Raw genomic sequence first — 19,726 nt, 5'->3', positions numbered from 1 at the left:
ATTCTATCGACAACGCTCCTGAAGAAAAAGAAAGAGGTATTACTATCAATACTTCACACGTTGAGTACGAAACAGCTAACCGTCACTACGCACACGTTGACTGTCCGGGACACGCCGACTACGTAAAGAACATGGTAACTGGTGCTGCTCAGATGGACGGTGCTATCATCGTTTGTGCTGCAACTGATGGTCCGATGCCTCAGACTCGCGAACATATCCTGTTGGCTCGTCAGGTAAACGTACCTCGTCTGGTTGTATTCTTGAACAAGTGCGATATGGTAGACGACGAAGAAATGTTGGAACTCGTTGAAATGGAAATGAGAGAACTTCTTTCATTCTATGATTTCGATGGTGACAATACTCCTATCATCCAGGGTTCTGCTCTTGGCGCATTGAACGGTGTTGAAAAATGGGAAGACAAAGTTATGGAACTGATGGATGCAGTTGATAACTGGATTCCACTTCCTCCGCGCGATGTTGATAAACCATTCTTGATGCCGGTTGAAGACGTGTTCTCTATCACAGGTCGTGGTACTGTAGCAACAGGTCGTATCGAATCTGGTATCATCCACGTAGGTGATGAAGTTGAAATCCTTGGTTTAGGTGAAGATAAGAAATCAGTTGTAACTGGTGTTGAAATGTTCCGTAAACTGTTGGATCAAGGTGAAGCTGGTGACAACGTAGGCTTGTTGCTCCGTGGTGTTGACAAGAACGAAATCAAACGTGGTATGGTTCTTTGTAAACCGGGTCAGATTAAACCGCACTCTCGCTTCAAAGCTGAGGTTTATATCCTGAAGAAAGAAGAAGGTGGTCGTCACACTCCGTTCCACAACAAATACCGTCCTCAGTTCTACTTGCGTACTATGGACTGTACAGGTGAAATCACTTTGCCGGAAGGAACAGAAATGGTAATGCCGGGTGATAACGTAACTATCACTGTAGAGTTGATCTACCCAGTAGCATTGAACCCAGGTCTTCGTTTCGCTATCCGCGAAGGTGGACGTACAGTAGGTGCTGGTCAGATTACTGAAATTATCGACTAATACACAATAATTAATCAGTTCCCGGTTTTACTATCGGGAACTGATTATGTACAAACGGGAGTAGCTCAGTTGGTAGAGCACCGGTCTCCAAAACCGGGTGTCGGGAGTTCGAGCCTCTCCTCCCGTGCTAATATTATTGAAATGAAAAAGGTAATAGCTTATATTAAAGAATCTTACGACGAACTTGTTCATAAAGTATCGTGGCCTACGTATTCCGAACTTGCTAACAGTGCAGTAGTTGTTTTATATGCTTCCCTGCTTATTGCATTGGTAGTATGGGGTATGGATGTCTGTTTCCAGAACTTCATGGAAAAAATTGTTTATCCACATTAAAAAATTAGGAATTGAAAATGGCTGAGATTGAAAAGAAATGGTACGTTCTGCGTGCTATTAGCGGAAAAGAAGCTAAGGTAAAGGAATATCTTGAAGCTGACCTTAAAAACAGCGACCTTGGTGAATATGTATCTCAGGTATTGATTCCAACTGAAAAAGTGTATCAGGTTCGCAATGGTAAAAAAATTGTGAAAGAGAGAAGTTATCTCCCTGGTTACGTTTTGGTGGAGGCTGCTTTGGTTGGTGAGGTCGCTCATCATCTGCGCAATACTCCGAATGTGATAGGCTTTTTAGGCGGCTCCGAGAAACCGGTGCCTCTCAGACAATCAGAAGTGAATCGTATACTTGGTACAGTAGACGAACTACAGGAAACGGGTGAAGAACTCAATATTCCGTATGTAGTGGGTGAGACTGTGAAAGTTACTTTTGGTCCTTTCAGCGGATTCAGTGGTATCATTGAAGAAGTGAATAGTGAAAAGAAGAAACTAAAGGTCATGGTGAAGATATTCGGGCGCAAAACGCCGCTTGAATTAGGCTTTATGCAAGTGGAAAAAGAATAACGCGGAATTGTTACGCTGTTGTTGTTCTTCGTTTAATGTTTATATATAAATCAATAAAAAAATGGCTAAAGAAGTTGCTGGACTAATCAAGTTACAGATTAAAGGAGGCGCTGCAAATCCATCACCCCCAGTTGGACCTGCTTTGGGTTCCAAGGGTATTAATATCATGGAATTTTGCAAGCAATTCAATGCCAGAACCCAAGACAAGGCAGGTAAGATTTTGCCTGTTATCATTACTTACTACGCAGATAAGTCTTTCGATTTTGTAATCAAGACTCCTCCCGTTGCTATTCAATTGCTTGAAGTAGCTAAGGTAAAGAGTGGTTCTGCTGAGCCTAACCGTAAGAAAGTTGCCGAGCTTACTTGGGAACAGATTCGTACGATCGCTCAGGACAAAATGGTTGACTTAAACTGTTTTACTGTGGATGCTGCCATGAGAATGGTTGCTGGTACTGCTAGAAGTATGGGTATCGCTGTAAAAGGGGAGTTCCCGGTTAATAACTAATAAACTTCAATTGTAATGGGTAAACTGACAAAAAATCAAAAGTTAGCTGCAGAAAAAATTGAAGCAGGGAAAGCATACTCACTGAAAGAAGCTGCATCTTTAGTAAAAGAAATTACTTTCACTAAATTTGATGCCTCACTGGATATTGACGTACGTTTAGGTGTAGACCCACGTAAAGCTAACCAGATGGTGAGAGGTGTTGTTTCACTTCCTCATGGTACTGGTAAAGAAGTACGTGTTTTGGTACTCTGTACACCGGATGCTGAAGCTGCTGCAAAAGAAGCTGGTGCTGACTATGTTGGTCTTGACGAATATATTGAAAAGATCAAAGGTGGATGGACTGATATTGATGTAATCATCACTATGCCATCTATCATGGGTAAAATTGGTGCACTCGGTCGTGTACTCGGTCCTCGTGGATTGATGCCTAACCCGAAGAGTGGTACTGTAACTATGGATGTTGCTAAAGCTGTAAAAGAAGTAAAACAAGGTAAGATTGACTTTAAAGTTGATAAGAGCGGTATTGTTCATACTTCTATCGGTAAGGTATCATTCAGTCCTGATCAGATTCGCGACAACGCGAAAGAGTTCATCTCTACTCTGAACAAACTGAAACCGACCGCAGCAAAGGGTACATATATTAAGAGTATTTATCTTTCTAGTACAATGAGTGCGGGTATCAAAATCGACCCGAAATCAGTGGATGAAATCTAATAAAACAGAGAAATAATGAGAAAGGAAGATAAAAATTCGATTATAGAGCAAATTGCTGCTACAGTAAAGGAATATGGCCACTTCTATTTGGTAGACGTTACAGCGATGAACGCTACTGCTACAAGTGCATTGAGAAGAGATTGTTTCAAGTCTGACATCAAATTGATGGTAGTTAAGAATACATTGCTTCACAAAGCTCTTGAAAGCCTGGAAGAAGACTTTTCTCCTCTTTACGGTTCTTTGAAAGGTACAACTGCTGTTATGTTTTGCAATACTGCAAACGTACCTGCTAAACTGATCAAGGACAAAGCTAAAGACGGAATTCCCGGACTGAAAGCTGCATATGCAGAAGAAAGCTTCTACGTTGGTGCAGACCAATTGGATGCTCTCGTTGCTATCAAGAGTAAGAACGAAGTTATCGCCGATATCGTTGCATTGTTGCAATCTCCGGCCAAGAATGTTATTTCTGCTCTTCAATCAGGTGGTAACACCCTTTACGGAGTTCTCAAAACTCTTGGTGAGAGACCCGAATAATTTTCAAAAAACAACAAAGTATTTAAACAATTAAAATCATACAAAAAATGGCAGATTTGAAAGCTTTTGCAGAACAATTAGTTAACTTGACAGTAAAAGAAGTTAATGAACTTGCAACTATCCTTAAAGAAGAATACGGTATTGAACCTGCTGCTGCAGCTGTTGCTGTTGCTGCTGGTCCTGCAGCTGGTGCTGCTGCTGTAGAAGAAAAAACTTCTTTCGACGTAGTATTGAAGAGCGCTGGTGCAGCTAAACTTCAGGTTGTTAAGGCCGTTAAGGAAGCTTGTGGTCTTGGCTTGAAAGAAGCTAAGGACATGGTAGACGGTGCTCCTAGTGTAGTAAAAGAAGGTTTGGCTAAAGACGAAGCAGAATCATTGAAGAAAACATTGGAAGAAGCTGGAGCTGAAGTTGAACTTAAATAACATTAGCCTGGTAATCAGGTAATTCGGTTAGGAATCCTTCGCAAGAGGATTCTTAACCTTTTTGTGTATATATTTCAAATTAAGTTCTCCAAATTCATTCACAGATGTCTTCAAATACTGTAAATCAAAGAGTTAATTTTGCTTCGACTAAGAATCCGCTTGAATATCCGGATTTCCTGGAAGTACAATTGAAGTCATTCCAAGACTTTCTACAATTAGATACCCCACCTGAAAAGCGCAAGAATGAGGGTTTGTATAAAGTATTTGCTGAAAACTTCCCTATTGCCGATACAAGAAACAATTTTGTTCTTGAGTTTTTGGATTATTATATTGATCCGCCGCGCTATACCATCGATGATTGTATAGAGCGTGGGCTCACATATAGTGTTCCTTTGAAAGCGAAACTTAAGCTGTACTGTACCGACCCCGATCACGAGGATTTTGATACAGTTATTCAGGACGTATTCCTCGGCCCGATCCCTTACATGACTGATAAGGCTACTTTCGTCATTAACGGTGCCGAACGTGTAGTTGTGTCACAGCTTCACCGTTCTCCGGGTGTGTTCTTCGGTCAGAGTGTACATGCCAATGGTACGAAACTTTACTCGGCTCGTATTATTCCGTTTAAAGGTTCGTGGATTGAGTTTGCTACCGACATCAATAATGTGATGTACGCATACATCGACCGTAAGAAGAAATTGCCGGTAACTACTTTGTTACGCGCGATTGGTTTCGAGAACGATAAGGATATTCTTGAGATTTTCAACCTTGCAGAAGATGTTAAGGTAAACAAAACAAATCTGAAGAGAGTTCTGGGTCGTAAGTTAGCTGCACGTGTTTTGAAAACATGGATTGAAGATTTCGTTGATGAAGATACCGGTGAAGTGGTTTCTATCGAACGTAACGAGGTTATTATCGACCGTGAAACCGTACTGGAGGAAGTACATATTGATGAAATTCTGGAATCGGGAGTTCAAAACATCCTTTTGCATAAGGACGAGCCGAATCAATCTGATTTCTCTATTATATATAATACTCTGCAGAAGGACCCGAGTAACTCGGAAAAAGAAGCTGTGTTGTATATCTATCGTCAATTGCGTAACGCCGATCCGGCCGATGATGCAAGTGCACGTGAAGTTATCAACAACTTGTTCTTCTCAGAAAAACGATATGACCTTGGTGATGTAGGTCGTTACAGAATCAACAAGAAACTGAATCTGACGACTGATATGGACGTGCGTGTCCTCACGAAGGAAGATATCATTGAAATCATCAAATATCTGATTGAGTTGATTAATTCAAAAGCAGATGTGGATGATATTGACCACTTGAGCAACCGTCGTGTACGTACAGTAGGTGAACAGCTTTCTAACCAGTTTGCTGTTGGTTTGGCTCGTATGTCTCGTACGATTCGTGAACGTATGAACGTTCGTGACAATGAAGTATTTACTCCGATTGATTTGATCAATGCGAAGACTATTTCTTCTGTGATCAATTCTTTCTTTGGAACAAATGCTTTGTCACAGTTCATGGACCAGACAAACCCGTTGGCTGAAATTACGCACAAGCGCCGTATGTCTGCCCTAGGTCCTGGTGGTCTTTCTCGTGAACGTGCCGGATTTGAGGTTCGTGACGTTCACTATACACACTACGGTCGTCTTTGTCCGATTGAGACTCCTGAAGGTCCGAATATCGGTTTGATTTCTTCCTTGTGTGTATTCGCTAAAATTAATGAGCTGGGATTCATTGAAACTCCGTACCGTAAGGTGGAAAACGGAAAAGTGGATCTTTCCGATAATGGTCTGGTTTATCTGACTGCTGAAGAAGAAGAAGAAAAGATTATTGCACAGGGTAATGCTCCGTTGAATGATGACGGTACATTTGTTCGCAATAAAGTTAAATCTCGTCAGGACGCTGACTTCCCGGTTGTAGAACCGTCTGAAGTAGATTTGATGGACGTTTCTCCTCAGCAGATTGCATCGATTGCTGCTTCACTGATTCCGTTCCTGGAACATGATGATGCTAACCGTGCATTGATGGGATCAAACATGATGCGCCAGGCAGTTCCTTTGTTGAGAAGTGAAGCTCCGATTGTAGGTACAGGTATCGAACGACAGTTAGTGAGAGACTCTCGCACGCAGATTACTGCAGAAGGCGATGGTGTTGTTGACTTCGTTGATGCTACTACGATCCGTATTTTGTATGACCGTACAGAGGACGAAGAATTTGTAAGCTTCGAGCCTGCTTTGAAAGAATATAGAATTCCGAAGTTCCGTAAGACGAACCAGAACATGACTATTGACTTGCGTCCGATTTGTGACAAAGGTCAGCGCGTGAAGAAGGGTGACATCCTGACTGAAGGTTATTCTACCGAAAAGGGTGAATTAGCTTTGGGTAAAAACCTGTTGGTTGCTTATATGCCATGGAAGGGATATAACTATGAGGATGCTATCGTATTGAACGAACGCGTGGTTCGCGAGGACTTGTTGACTTCTGTTCACGTAGAAGAATACTCTTTGGAAGTTCGTGAAACGAAGCGTGGTATGGAAGAATTGACTTCTGATATTCCGAATGTAAGTGAGGAAGCTACTAAAGACCTGGATGAAAATGGTATCGTAAGAATCGGTGCGCGTATCGAACCGGGTGATATCATGATCGGTAAGATTACTCCGAAAGGTGAATCTGATCCTTCTCCGGAAGAAAAACTACTTCGTGCTATCTTCGGTGATAAGGCAGGTGATGTGAAAGATGCTTCTTTAAAAGCTTCTCCTTCTTTGAAAGGTGTTGTTATTGATAAGAAACTTTTCTCACGTGTAATCAAGAACCGTAGCTCTAAACTGGCGGATAAAGCATTGTTGCCTAAGATTGACGATGAGTTTGAATCAAAGGTTGCAGACTTGAAGCGTATTCTGGTTAAGAAACTGATGACTTTGACTGAAGGCAAGGTTTCTCAGGGTGTGAAAGACTACTTAGGAGCAGAAGTTATTGCTAAGGGATCTAAGTTCAGTGCTTCTGATTTTGATTCACTTGACTTTACTTCTATTCAGCTGAGTAACTGGACTAGTGATGACCATACTAATGGTATGGTTCGTGATCTGGTTATGAACTTTATCAAGAAATACAAAGAGCTGGATGCTGAATTGAAGCGTAAGAAGTTTGCTATCACTATCGGTGATGAACTTCCGGCTGGTATCATTCAGATGGCTAAAGTATATATTGCTAAGAAACGTAAGATTGGTGTAGGTGATAAGATGGCAGGTCGTCACGGTAACAAGGGTATCGTGTCACGTGTTGTGCGTCAGGAAGATATGCCGTTCTTGGCAGATGGTACTCCGGTTGACATTGTACTGAATCCGTTGGGTGTGCCTTCTCGTATGAACATTGGTCAGATTTTTGAAGCTGTATTAGGTCGTGCCGGAAAAACTTTGGGCGTGAAATTTGCAACTCCTATTTTTGACGGTGCTACGATGGACGACTTGGATCAGTGGACAGACAAAGCGGGATTGCCACGTTACTGTAAAACTTATCTTTGTGATGGTGGTACAGGTGAGCAATTTGACCAGGCAGCAACCGTAGGTGTGACTTATATGCTGAAGCTGGGGCACATGGTTGAAGACAAGATGCACGCTCGTTCTATCGGTCCGTACTCATTGATTACTCAGCAACCTCTTGGTGGTAAAGCACAGTTCGGTGGTCAGCGTTTCGGAGAAATGGAGGTTTGGGCACTCGAAGGCTTCGGTGCTGCTCATATCCTGCAGGAAATCTTGACTATTAAGTCTGACGACGTAGTAGGACGTTCTAAGGCTTATGAAGCAATTGTGAAAGGTGAACCGATGCCGCAACCCGGTATTCCGGAATCCTTGAACGTATTGTTACACGAGTTGAGAGGTTTAGGTTTGAGTATCAACCTAGAATAAAATAATGAAAGAATGCAGGATGTCAATAGACCGATGAAGGTCTGTTGACATTCGCATCTTCTTCAATTTCCAATGATTCAATTATCAAATCTCAATTATATAGAGTATGGCTTTTAGAAAAGAAAATAAGACGAAAAGCAATTTCTCGAAGATCTCAATTGGTCTGGCTTCTCCGGAAGAAATCCTAGAGAATTCGAGTGGTGAAGTTTTGAAGCCTGAAACCATAAATTACCGTACGTACAAACCCGAACGCGATGGTTTGTTCTGCGAGCGCATTTTTGGTCCTATTAAGGATTACGAATGCCATTGCGGTAAATATAAGCGTATCCGTTATAAAGGTATCGTCTGCGACCGTTGTGGTGTAGAAGTTACAGAAAAGAAAGTACGCCGTGAACGTATGGGACATATACAGTTGGTGGTGCCGGTGGCACACATCTGGTATTTCCGTTCGCTTCCAAATAAGATCGGTTATTTGCTCGGACTGCCGACAAAGAAGCTGGATTCGATTATATATTACGAACGTTATGTTGTTATTCAGCCGGGTGTAAAGGCTGAAGATGGCATTGCCGAATATGATTTACTTTCTGAAGAAGAATATCTGGATATTCTGGATACACTTCCGAAGGACAATCAATATCTGGAGGATAATGATCCGAATAAGTTCATCGCTAAGATGGGAGCTGAAGCAATCTATGATTTGCTGGCTCGTTTGGATCTGGATGCTCTGTCTTATGAATTGCGTCACCGTGCAGGCAATGATGCTTCACAGCAACGTAAGAATGAGGCATTGAAACGTCTGCAGGTTGTAGAATCGTTCCGTGCATCACGTGGACGTAACAAGCCGGAATGGATGATTGTACGTATCGTACCGGTTATTCCGCCCGAACTCCGTCCATTGGTTCCATTGGATGGTGGTCGTTTTGCTACTTCTGACTTGAATGACCTTTATCGTCGTGTTATCATTCGTAACAACCGTCTGAAGAGACTGATCGAAATCAAAGCTCCGGAAGTAATCTTGCGTAATGAGAAACGTATGCTTCAGGAATCTGTAGACTCATTGTTCGATAATTCACGTAAATCAAGTGCAGTGAAGACGGATGCTAACCGTCCGTTGAAATCACTGTCTGATAGCTTGAAAGGTAAACAAGGACGTTTCCGTCAGAACTTGTTGGGTAAACGTGTTGACTACTCTGCACGTTCGGTAATTGTTGTTGGTCCGGAACTGAAGATGGGTGAGTGCGGTATTCCTAAATTGATGGCTGCCGAACTTTATAAGCCGTTTATTATCCGTAAGCTCATTGAACGTGGTATCGTTAAGACAGTGAAATCTGCAAAGAAGATTGTAGATCGTAAGGAAGCGGTGATCTGGGATATTCTGGAACACGTAATGAAAGGACATCCTGTACTGTTGAACCGTGCTCCGACATTGCACCGTTTGGGTATCCAGGCATTCCAGCCGAAGATGATCGAAGGTAAAGCTATCCAGTTGCACCCGTTGGCATGTACGGCATTCAACGCCGACTTCGACGGTGACCAGATGGCTGTTCACTTGCCTTTGAGTAACGAAGCAATTCTTGAAGCTCAGATGTTGATGCTTCAGTCACATAATATCCTGAATCCGGCAAATGGTGCGCCTATTACTGTGCCTGCACAGGATATGGTTCTTGGTTTGTATTACATTACCAAGTTGCGTGCCGGTGCTAAGGGAGAAGGACTTACATTCTACGGACCGGAAGAAGCATTAATCGCTTATAATGAAGGTAAGGTAGATATTCATGCTCCGGTAAAGGTGATCGTGAAAGACGTTGATGAAAATGGTAACATTGTTGACGTTATGCGTGAAACTTCTGTAGGACGTGTGATTGTTAATGAAATTGTTCCTCCTGAAGCAGGTTATATCAATACGATTATTTCTAAGAAATCTCTTCGTGATATCATTAGTGATGTAATCAAGGTTTGTGGTGTGGCTAAAGCTGCAGACTTCTTGGATGGAATCAAGAACTTAGGTTACCAAATGGCCTTTAAGGGTGGTTTGTCATTCAACTTGGGTGATATTATTATCCCGAAAGAAAAAGAGACATTGGTACAAAAAGGTTACGACGAAGTTGAACAAGTCGTAAACAACTATAATATGGGTTTCATTACCAACAACGAACGTTATAATCAGGTAATTGATATCTGGACACATGTGAACTCTGAGTTGTCTAACATCTTGATGAAAACTATTTCTTCGGATGACCAAGGATTTAACTCTGTATACATGATGCTGGATTCGGGTGCCCGTGGTTCTAAAGAACAGATTCGTCAGTTGTCCGGTATGCGTGGTTTGATGGCTAAGCCCCAGAAAGCTGGTGCTGAAGGTGGTCAGATTATTGAAAACCCGATCTTGTCAAACTTTAAAGAGGGACTTTCTGTGTTGGAGTACTTTATCTCTACTCACGGTGCCCGTAAAGGTTTGGCGGATACCGCTTTGAAGACTGCCGATGCCGGATATTTGACTCGTCGTCTGGTAGACGTTTCTCACGACGTGATCATCACGGAAGAAGACTGCGGTACACTTCGTGGATTGGTTTGTACAGACTTGAAGAATAACGATGAAGTAATCGCTACCCTGTATGAACGCATCTTAGGTCGTGTTTCTGTACATGATATTATTCATCCTACTACAGGCGAATTGCTTGTTGCCGGTGGTGAAGAAATCACAGAAGAAGTTGCTAAGAAGATTCAGGATTCTCCGATTGAAAGCGTTGAAATCCGTTCTGTATTGACTTGTGAAGCGAAGAAGGGTGTTTGTGCTAAGTGTTACGGACGTAACCTGGCAACAAGCCGCATGGTTCAGAAGGGTGAGGCTGTCGGTGTAATTGCTGCTCAGTCAATCGGTGAGCCGGGTACACAGTTGACATTGCGTACATTCCACGCCGGTGGTACTGCTGCGAATATTGCGGCAAATGCAAGTATTGTGGCTAAGAACAGTGCTCGTCTGGAATTTGAAGAACTTCGTACGGTAGATATCGTAGACGAAATGGGTGAAGCTGCAAAAGTAGTGGTAGGCCGTTTGGCTGAAGTTCGTTTTGTGGACGTAAATACTGGTATCGTTCTTTCTACGCACAATGTACCTTATGGTTCTACATTATATGTATCGGATGGTGATCTGGTTGAAAAGGGTAAGTTAATTGCTAAATGGGACCCGTTCAATGCCGTTATTATAACTGAAGCAACTGGTAAGATTGAATTCGAAGGTGTAATTGAGAATGTTACCTATAAAGTGGAATCGGATGAAGCAACCGGTCTTCGTGAAATCATCATTATTGAATCTAAGGATAAAACGAAAGTTCCTTCGGCTCATATCCTGACAGAAGACGGTGATCTGATTCGTACTTATAACTTACCGGTAGGTGGTCACGTGATTATTGAAAATGGTCAGAAAGTGAAAGCCGGTGAAGTAATCGTGAAGATTCCGCGTGCTGTAGGTAAGGCGGGTGACATCACGGGTGGTCTTCCTCGTGTTACTGAGTTGTTTGAAGCACGTAATCCGTCTAATCCTGCTGTCGTTTCTGAAATTGACGGTGAGGTTACAATGGGTAAGATCAAGCGTGGTAACCGTGAAATCATCGTAACTTCGAAAACAGGTGAAGTGAAGAAGTATCTTGTTGCATTGTCCAAACAGATTCTGGTTCAGGAGAACGACTATGTGCGTGCTGGTACTCCATTATCTGATGGTGCTACTACTCCGGCTGATATCCTGGCAATTAAAGGTCCTACGGCTGTACAGGAATATATTGTGAATGAAGTTCAGGATGTATACCGTCTGCAGGGTGTGAAGATCAATGATAAGCATTTTGAGATTATCGTTCGCCAGATGATGCGTAAGGTTCAGATCGATGAGCCGGGTGATACTCGCTTCTTGGAACAACAGGTAGTGGATAAGCTTGAGTTTATGGAGGAAAACGATCGTATCTGGGGTAAGAAAGTGGTTGTTGATGCAGGTGATTCTCAGAATATGCAGCCGGGACAGATTGTGACTGCCCGTAAGTTGCGTGATGAGAACAGTATGCTGAAGCGCCGTGACTTGAAACCTGTTGAGGTACGTGATGCTGTAGCTGCAACTTCTACTCAGATTCTTCAGGGTATTACGCGTGCTGCACTGCAGACTTCAAGCTTTATGTCAGCTGCATCCTTCCAGGAAACAACGAAGGTGTTGAATGAGGCTGCTATCAATGGCAAGACAGATAAACTTGAAGGAATGAAGGAAAACGTAATTTGCGGTCACTTAATTCCGGCAGGTACAGGTCAGCGTGAATTTGAAAAGATTATCGTTGGTTCAAAAGAAGAGTATGATCGTATCTTGGCGAACAAGAAGACAGTACTTGATTACAATGAAGTAGAATAATACAATTCAATTGACTATATGAAAAAGGAGCGATTGCTGTAGCAGGCAGTTGCTCCTTTTTTTGTTTCTTTTACCTGACTGTATCATTCTTATCTCGATAAAATTTTGTTATTTTGCAAAAAAACATTTTATCTTATTTAATATGGAAGAACAAAATAACAACCAGTTACAGATCGAGTTGAAAGAAGAAGTAGCGCAAGGAACTTATGCGAATCTTGCAATCATTACTCATTCAAGCTCTGAGTTTATTCTAGACTTTGTACGGGTTATGCCAGGAGTGCCGAAAGCAGGAGTGCAATCTCGTATTATAGTAGCTCCAGAACACGCAAAACGCTTGTTGCGGGCATTGGAGGATAACATAGCAAAGTATGAACGTGCTTTTGGGCCTATTCGTATTTCTGAAGAGTCACCGATGCCTCCGCTAAGTGTTGTAAAAGGCGAAGCATGAGGTTGATATAAAAACATTAAAAAAGAAAAAAAAGTTGTAGCGCATTGAATATTCAAATATTATTCGTATTTTTGCAGCCCAAAATGTATAGTTACGAAATTAATATAACAATAATATAAATCAAAAAACAATTAAAATGCCTACAATTCAGCAATTAGTAAGAAAAGGACGCGAAGCGCTGGTGGAGAAAAGTAAATCTCCAGCCTTGGATTCATGTCCTCAAAGACGTGGCGTTTGCGTGAGAGTATATACTACTACTCCGAAGAAGCCGAACTCTGCAATGCGTAAAGTAGCTCGTGTACGTTTGACTAACCAAAAAGAGGTTAACTCATACATTCCGGGAGAAGGACACAACTTGCAGGAACACTCAATCGTTTTGGTACGTGGCGGTCGTGTAAAAGACCTTCCTGGTGTACGTTATCACATTGTACGTGGTACACTTGATACAGCAGGTGTTGCTGGTCGTACTCAAAGACGTTCTAAATACGGAGCTAAGCGTCCGAAACCAGGACAAGCTGCACCGGCTAAGAAAAAATAAGGATTAAAACCTAATTAGAATTAAAGTAATAACTTACGTTTTAGTTTGTTGGAAATGCTAAAGGTTGAGTAAATTCTCCGGTGGGAGAGTTGAAGAAGTCAAGAAGTAGACAACCAAGAACAAAAACATTATTTTTCAAACAAATGAGAAAAGCAAAACCAAAAAAACGCGTAATCCTTCCGGATCCCGTTTTTAATGACCAAAAGGTTTCTAAGTTTGTAAACCATTTGATGTATGATGGTAAAAAGAATGCGTCTTATGAAATCTTTTATGCCGCTCTGGAAACAGTGAAAGCAAAACTTCCTAACGAAGAAAAATCAGCTCTCGAAATCTGGAAAAAGGCTTTGGATAATGTAACTCCGCAAGTAGAAGTAAAATCTCGTCGTGTAGGTGGTGCTACCTTCCAGGTTCCTACTGAAATCCGTCCTGATCGTAAAGAATCGGTTTCAATGAAAAACTTGATTCTGTTTGCTCGCAAAAGAGGTGGTAAATCTATGGCAGACAAATTGGCTGCTGAAATCATGGATGCCTTTAACGAACAGGGTGGCGCATACAAACGTAAAGAAGATATGCATAGAATGGCTGAAGCTAACCGTGCATTTGCTCATTTCAGATTCTAATACTATAAGAATATAACCGATTTAGATTAAAAACTTAAAGTAAAGGAATAAGAAAATGGCAAAGACAGATTTACATTTGACTCGTAATATCGGTATCATGGCTCACATTGATGCCGGAAAAACAACAACTTCTGAACGTATCCTGTTCTACACTGGATTGACTCACAAAATTGGTGAGGTACACGATGGTGCTGCAACAATGGACTGGATGGAACAGGAGCAAGAACGTGGTATTACTATTACATCTGCTGCAACAACAACAAGATGGAAATATGCTGGTGATACTTATAAAATCAACTTGATTGATACTCCGGGACACGTTGACTTTACTGCTGAAGTAGAACGTTCGTTACGTATTCTGGATGGTGCTGTGGCTGCTTACTGTGCAGTAGGTGGTGTAGAACCTCAATCAGAAACTGTATGGCGTCAAGCTGATAAGTATAATGTGCCACGTATTGCGTACGTAAACAAAATGGACCGTTCGGGTGCTGACTTCTTTGAGGTTGTACGCCAGATGAAAGCTGTTTTGGGTGCTAATCCTTGTCCAATCGTTGTTCCTATTGGTGCTGAAGAAACCTTCAAAGGTCTGGTAGACTTGATTAAAATGAAAGCTATCTATTGGCATGATGAAACAATGGGAGCTGACTATACAGTTGAAGAAATACCGGCAGATCTCGTTGATGAAGCAAATGAATGGAGAGATAAAATGCTTGAAAAGGTAGCTGAGTTTGACGATGCTTTGATGGAGAAATATTTCGACGATCCTTCTACTATTACAGAAGAAGAAGTGTTGAGAGCCCTCCGCAATGCAACAGTTCAGATGGCAGTTGTACCAATGTTGTGTGGCTCTTCATTTAAGAATAAGGGTGTTCAGACATTGTTGGACTATGTTTGTGCTTTCTTGCCTTCTCCATTGGATACTGAGAATGTGATTGGTACAAATCCGAATACAGGTGCAGAAGAAGATCGTAAACCGAGTGATGATGAGAAAACATCAGCTTTGGCATTTAAGATTGCTACTGACCCTTATGTAGGTCGTTTGACTTTCTTCCGTGTATATTCGGGTAAGATTGAAGCTGGTTCTTATATCTATAATTCTCGCTCTGGTAAGAAAGAACGTGTTTCTCGTCTGTTCCAGATGCATTCAAACAAGCAGAATCCGGTTGAAGTAATCGGTGCTGGTGATATTGGTGCAGGTGTAGGTTTTAAAGATATTCATACTGGTGATACGCTTTGTGATGAAACAGCTCCGATCGTATTAGAGTCTATGGACTTCCCGGAACCGGTAATCGGTATTGCAGTTGAGCCTAAAACTCAGAAAGACATGGATAAATTGTCTAACGGTTTGGCTAAGCTCGCTGAAGAAGATCCGACATTTACAGTTAAGACTGATGAGCAAACTGGACAGACTGTAATCTCTGGTATGGGTGAGTTACACTTGGATATCATTATTGACCGTTTGAAACGTGAATTTAAAGTAGAATGTAACCAAGGTAAACCTCAGGTTAATTATAAAGAAGCTATCACTAAGACAGTTGATCTTCGTGAAGTTTATAAGAAACAGTCTGGTGGTCGTGGTAAGTTTGCAGATATCATCGTTAAGATCGGTCCTGTTGATGAAGATTTCAAAGAAGGCGGATTGCAGTTTATCGATGAAGTGAAGGGCGGTAATATTCCTAAAGAATTTATTCCTTCAGTTCAGAAAGGTTTCACAAGCGCAATGAAGAACGGTGTGTTGGCCGGATATCCGTTGGATTCAATGAAGGTAACTTTGATTGATGGTTCATTCCATCCGGTTGACTCTGACCAGTTGTCTTTCGAAATTTGTGCTATTCAGGCATATAAGAATGCATGTGCTAAAGCAGGTCCGGTATTGATGGAGCCTATCATGAAGCTGGAGGTTGTTACTCCGGAAGAAAACATGGGTGATGTGATCGGTGACTTGAATAAGCGTCGTGGTCAGGTTGAAGGTATGGAATCTAGCCGTTCCGGTGCTCGTATTGTGAAAGCAATGGTGCCACTGGCTGAAATGTTTGGTTATGTAACAGCGTTACGTACTATTACATCTGGTCGCGCAACTTCATCAATGGTATATTCTCATCACGCTCAAGTTTCTAACTCTATTGCTAAGGCAGTATTGGAAGAAGTAAAAGGACGTGCTGATTTACTCTAAAAGAATATCAAAAGCAGCAGGCTAGCGAATGACTCTTAGCCTGCCGCTTTCTCTTATTTATAAATATATTAATTTAAAACCATAATGAGTCAGAAAATTAGAATTAAATTGAAATCTTACGACCACAACTTGGTTGACAAGTCAGCTGAGAAGATTGTAAGAACCGTAAAGGCTACGGGTGCTATTGTTAGTGGTCCAATTCCTCTGCCTACGCACAAGCGTATCTTTACAGTGAACCGCTCGACTTTCGTTAACAAGAAGTCACGTGAACAGTTTGAACTCTCTTCTTATAAGAGATTGATCGACATCTATAGCTCAACTGCTAAGACGGTAGATGCTCTTATGAAGCTTGAGTTGCCGAGTGGTGTGGAAGTAGAAATTAAAGTTTGATAATTAAAAATTAGTGAAATGCCAGGATTATTAGGAAAAAAAATCGGAATGACATCCGTTTTCAGTGCTGATGGTAAGAATGTACCATGCACTGTTATCGAAGCAGGTCCTTGTGTTGTTACTCAGGTTAAAACTGTCGAAAAAGATGGCTATGCAGCTGTTCAGTTGGGTTTCCAGGACAAAAAGGAAAAACATACAACTAAACCGTTGATGGGCCACTTCAAGAGAGCTGGAGTAACACCGAAGAGACACTTGGCCGAGTTCAAAGAATTTGAGACAGAGTTGAATCTGGGTGATACTATTACTGTAGAGATGTTCAATGACGCTACTTTCGTAGACGTTGTCGGAACTTCTAAAGGTAAAGGTTTCCAGGGTGTAGTTAAGAGACATGGTTTCGGTGGTGTAGGCCAAGCTACTCACGGTCAGCACAACCGTGCTCGTAAGCCGGGTTCTATCGGTGCTTGTTCTTATCCAGCTAAAGTATTCAAAGGAATGCGCATGGGCGGACAGCTCGGTGGTGACAGAGTTACTGTTCAAAACTTGCAGGTATTAAAAGTAATCGCGGATCATAACCTTCTTTTGATCAAAGGTTCTATCCCGGGTTGCAAAGGTTCAATCGTAATAATTGAGAAATAATGGAAGTTAACGTATATAACATTAAAGGTGAAGACACTGGGAGAAAGGTTACGTTAAACGAATCTATCTTCGGAATTGAGCCCAACGACCACGCTATCTATTTGGATGTAAAGCAATTTATGGCCAACCAGCGTCAGGGTACTCATAAGTCAAAAGAAAGAAGTGAAATCAGTGGCTCTACTCGTAAGATCGGTCGCCAGAAAGGTGGTGGTGGAGCACGTCGTGGTGATATGAATTCACCGGTACTCGTTGGTGGTGCTCGTGTTTTTGGTCCGAAACCAAGAGACTACTTCTTCAAGTTGAATAAAAAAGTTAAGACATTGGCTCGTAAGTCAGCATTGTCTTATAAAGTTCAGAACAACGCGCTTATTGTTGTTGAAGACTTCGTTTTTGAAGCTCCTAAGACAAAAGATTTCGTTGCTATGACAAAAAATCTTAAAGTTTCCGATAAAAAGCTACTTGTAATTTTACCGGAAGCAAATAAAAACGTATATTTGTCAGCTCGTAACATAGAGGGTGCAAACGTGCAGACTGTCTCAGGATTAAATACTTACAGAGTATTGAATGCTGGGGTTGTTGTGCTTACAGAAAACTCTCTGAAGGCTATTGACAATATCTTAATTTAAAAAGGAGGCTTAAATAATGGGAATTATTATTAAACCGTTGGTAACAGAGAAAATGACTGCAATCACTGATAAGCTGAATCGTTTCGGCTTTGTTGTACGTCCTGATGCTAACAAACTGGAAATTAAGAAGGAAGTTGAAGCTCTTTATAATGTTACTGTAGTTGATGTGAATACAGTGAAGTATGCTGGCAAAAATAAAAGCCGTTATACTAAAGCAGGTATCATCAATGGCCGTACGAATGCATTCAAAAAAGCAATCGTAACATTGAAAGAAGGAGATACTATTGATTTTTATAGTAATATTTAATAAAAATGGCAGTACGTAAATTAAAGCCCACAACACCGGGGCAAAGACATAAAATTATTGGTACTTTCGAAGAAATTACTGCATCAGTACCAGAAAAGTCTCTTGTATATGGTAAGAAATCATCTGGTGGTCGTAACAACGAAGGTAAGATGACTATGCGCTACATTGGTGGCGGTCATAGAAAGGTGATTAGAATTGTTGATTTCAAGAGAAACAAAGACGGTGTACCAGCAGTGGTTAAGACAATTGAATACGATCCGAATCGTTCGGCTCGTATCGCTTTGTTATATTACGCTGATGGAGAAAAAAGATATATTATTGCTCCCAATGGATTGCAAGTTGGTGCGACTCTGATGTCGGGTGAAACAGCAGCGCCAGAGATTGGTAATACTCTTCCCCTTCAGAATATTCCGGTTGGTACTGTAATTCACAATATTGAGTTACGTCCGGGACAGGGTGCTGCTCTGGTTAGATCAGCTGGAAACTTTGCTCAGTTAACTTCTCGTGAGGGTAAGTATTGTGTGATTAAATTGCCTTCAGGTGAAGTAAGACAGATTCTTAGCACTTGTAAAGCTACTATCGGTAGTGTTGGTAACTCAGATCATGGATTGGAACGCTCAGGTAAGGCTGGACGCTCTCGTTGGCAAGGTCGTCGTCCTCGTAACCGTGGTGTTGTAATGAACCCGGTTGATCACCCGATGGGTGGTGGTGAAGGACGTTCTTCCGGAGGACATCCAAGATCTCGTAAGGGATTGTACGCTAAGGGACTTAAGACTAGAGCTCCTAAGAAACAATCGTCTAAGTACATTATTGAGAGAAGAAAAAAGTAATCTGATTAATTGAGTAAACTATGAGTCGTTCATTAAAAAAAGGTCCATATATTAACGTAAAGCTTGAAAAGAGAATTTTTGCCATGAATGAATCTGGCAAAAAAGTCGTAGTAAAGACATGGGCCAGAGCTTCAATGATTTCGCCTGATTTTGTAGGCCATACAGTTGCAGTTCACAATGGAAATAAATTTATTCCTGTATATGTTACCGAAAATATGGTAGGACACAAGTTGGGCGAATTTGCTCCAACTCGTACATTCAGAGGACACGCTGGTAACAAGAAAAGATAACAGGAATTATTTGAAATAATAAAGTAATAAATATAATGGGAGCAAGAAAAAAAATATCGGCTGAAAAAAGAAAAGAAGCCCTTAAGACCATGTATTTTGCTAAATTGCAAAATGTTCCTACTTCTCCACGTAAGATGCGCTTAGTCGCTGATATGATTCGTGGTATGGAAGTGAACAGAGCACTTGGTGTTTTGAAATTTTCTTCAAAAGAAGCTGCTGCAAGAGTGGAAAAATTGCTTCGCTCTGCAATTGCTAACTGGGAACAGAAAAACGAACGTAAAGCAGAAAGCGGCGAGTTGTTCGTAACGCAGATTTTTGTTGATGGTGGCGCTACACTCAAAAGAATGAGACCGGCACCGCAGGGTAGAGGTTATAGAATTCGCAAACGTTCAAATCACGTAACATTGTTCGTTGGTGCTAAAAGTAATAACGAAGATCAAAATTAAGGTA

20 protein-coding genes and 1 tRNA gene are annotated in these 19,726 nt (G+C 41.5%); all 21 read left to right on the top strand.

Features of this window, described 5'->3' with window-relative positions; all coding sequences use genetic code 11:
- Positions 1–1,043, top strand: a 1,043-nt coding sequence (gene tuf / locus KTR07_RS24060) for an elongation factor Tu (RefSeq protein WP_217315520.1), incomplete at its 5' end; no start/stop codon positions are given.
- A gap of 54 nt (positions 1,044–1,097) precedes the next feature.
- Positions 1,098–1,170: transfer RNA gene (locus KTR07_RS24055), tRNA-Trp, on the top strand.
- A gap of 14 nt (positions 1,171–1,184) precedes the next feature.
- The gene (gene secE / locus KTR07_RS24050) at positions 1,185–1,376 is read left to right on the top strand and encodes a preprotein translocase subunit SecE (protein ID WP_004296363.1); all 192 of its coding nucleotides are present in this window, start codon (positions 1,185–1,187) and stop codon (positions 1,374–1,376) included.
- A gap of 17 nt (positions 1,377–1,393) precedes the next feature.
- A complete protein-coding gene (gene nusG / locus KTR07_RS24045) occupies positions 1,394–1,936 on the top strand; it encodes a transcription termination/antitermination protein NusG (RefSeq protein ID WP_004296362.1) in 543 nt (180 codons plus the stop codon).
- 61 nt (positions 1,937–1,997) lie between these two features.
- Positions 1,998–2,441, top strand: coding sequence for a 50S ribosomal protein L11 (rplK, locus tag KTR07_RS24040; RefSeq protein ID WP_008762027.1), 444 nt, complete (start codon positions 1,998–2,000; stop codon positions 2,439–2,441).
- Positions 2,442–2,456: 15 nt separating this feature from the next.
- Positions 2,457–3,155 carry a 50S ribosomal protein L1 gene (gene rplA, locus KTR07_RS24035; RefSeq protein WP_004310894.1) on the top strand — a complete coding sequence of 233 codons (699 nt, stop codon included), beginning with the start codon at positions 2,457–2,459 and terminating at the stop codon, positions 3,153–3,155.
- A gap of 15 nt (positions 3,156–3,170) precedes the next feature.
- Positions 3,171–3,689 (top strand): 50S ribosomal protein L10, encoded by a 519-nt coding sequence (gene rplJ / locus KTR07_RS24030; protein WP_113748112.1) that lies wholly within the window; start codon positions 3,171–3,173, stop codon positions 3,687–3,689.
- Between the two features lie 47 nt (positions 3,690–3,736).
- Positions 3,737–4,111 carry a 50S ribosomal protein L7/L12 gene (gene rplL, locus KTR07_RS24025; protein ID WP_002558082.1) on the top strand — a complete coding sequence of 125 codons (375 nt, stop codon included), beginning with the start codon at positions 3,737–3,739 and terminating at the stop codon, positions 4,109–4,111.
- A 104-nt stretch (positions 4,112–4,215) separates the two neighbouring features.
- Positions 4,216–8,028, top strand: coding sequence for a DNA-directed RNA polymerase subunit beta (gene rpoB, locus KTR07_RS24020; protein ID WP_008762029.1), 3,813 nt, complete (start codon positions 4,216–4,218; stop codon positions 8,026–8,028).
- Between the two features lie 106 nt (positions 8,029–8,134).
- A complete protein-coding gene (gene rpoC / locus KTR07_RS24015; protein WP_008762030.1) occupies positions 8,135–12,418 on the top strand; it encodes a DNA-directed RNA polymerase subunit beta' in 4,284 nt (1,427 codons plus the stop codon).
- 142 nt (positions 12,419–12,560) lie between these two features.
- Positions 12,561–12,866: a DUF3467 domain-containing protein gene (locus KTR07_RS24010; protein WP_008762031.1), complete on the top strand. Its 306-nt coding sequence runs from the start codon at positions 12,561–12,563 to the stop codon at positions 12,864–12,866.
- Positions 12,867–13,002: 136 nt separating this feature from the next.
- A complete protein-coding gene (rpsL, locus tag KTR07_RS24005) occupies positions 13,003–13,404 on the top strand; it encodes a 30S ribosomal protein S12 (RefSeq protein WP_055221655.1) in 402 nt (133 codons plus the stop codon).
- 143 nt (positions 13,405–13,547) lie between these two features.
- Positions 13,548–14,024, top strand: a complete 477-nt coding sequence (gene rpsG, locus KTR07_RS24000; protein ID WP_008762032.1) for a 30S ribosomal protein S7 — start codon at positions 13,548–13,550, stop codon at positions 14,022–14,024.
- 55 nt (positions 14,025–14,079) lie between these two features.
- Complete coding sequence (fusA, locus tag KTR07_RS23995; RefSeq protein ID WP_008762033.1) at positions 14,080–16,197, top strand: elongation factor G; 2,118 nt, start codon at positions 14,080–14,082, stop codon at positions 16,195–16,197.
- A gap of 84 nt (positions 16,198–16,281) precedes the next feature.
- A complete protein-coding gene (rpsJ, locus tag KTR07_RS23990; RefSeq protein WP_002558075.1) occupies positions 16,282–16,587 on the top strand; it encodes a 30S ribosomal protein S10 in 306 nt (101 codons plus the stop codon).
- Between the two features lie 18 nt (positions 16,588–16,605).
- Positions 16,606–17,223, top strand: coding sequence for a 50S ribosomal protein L3 (gene rplC / locus KTR07_RS23985; protein WP_008762034.1), 618 nt, complete (start codon positions 16,606–16,608; stop codon positions 17,221–17,223).
- A complete protein-coding gene (gene rplD / locus KTR07_RS23980; RefSeq protein ID WP_008762035.1) occupies positions 17,223–17,849 on the top strand; it encodes a 50S ribosomal protein L4 in 627 nt (208 codons plus the stop codon). Before rplC ends, rplD begins: the two co-directional genes overlap by 1 nt.
- 16 nt (positions 17,850–17,865) lie before the next feature.
- Complete coding sequence (gene rplW / locus KTR07_RS23975) at positions 17,866–18,156, top strand: 50S ribosomal protein L23 (RefSeq protein ID WP_007747932.1); 291 nt, start codon at positions 17,866–17,868, stop codon at positions 18,154–18,156.
- Positions 18,157–18,161: 5 nt separating this feature from the next.
- Positions 18,162–18,986, top strand: a complete 825-nt coding sequence (gene rplB / locus KTR07_RS23970) for a 50S ribosomal protein L2 (RefSeq protein ID WP_008765427.1) — start codon at positions 18,162–18,164, stop codon at positions 18,984–18,986.
- Positions 18,987–19,006: 20 nt separating this feature from the next.
- Positions 19,007–19,276: a 30S ribosomal protein S19 gene (rpsS, locus tag KTR07_RS23965; protein ID WP_008762037.1), complete on the top strand. Its 270-nt coding sequence runs from the start codon at positions 19,007–19,009 to the stop codon at positions 19,274–19,276.
- Positions 19,277–19,311: 35 nt separating this feature from the next.
- Positions 19,312–19,722, top strand: coding sequence for a 50S ribosomal protein L22 (rplV, locus tag KTR07_RS23960; protein WP_004296344.1), 411 nt, complete (start codon positions 19,312–19,314; stop codon positions 19,720–19,722).
- The last annotated feature ends 4 nt before the right edge of the window (positions 19,723–19,726 follow it).

This window comes from Bacteroides sp. MSK.20.82, assembly GCF_019052485.1.
In the GTDB taxonomy this organism is placed as follows: Bacteria; Bacteroidota; Bacteroidia; order Bacteroidales; family Bacteroidaceae; genus Bacteroides; species Bacteroides thetaiotaomicron.
Note: the sequence above shows the minus strand (reverse complement) of the source record. Positions and strands in the feature narration are given on the sequence as shown.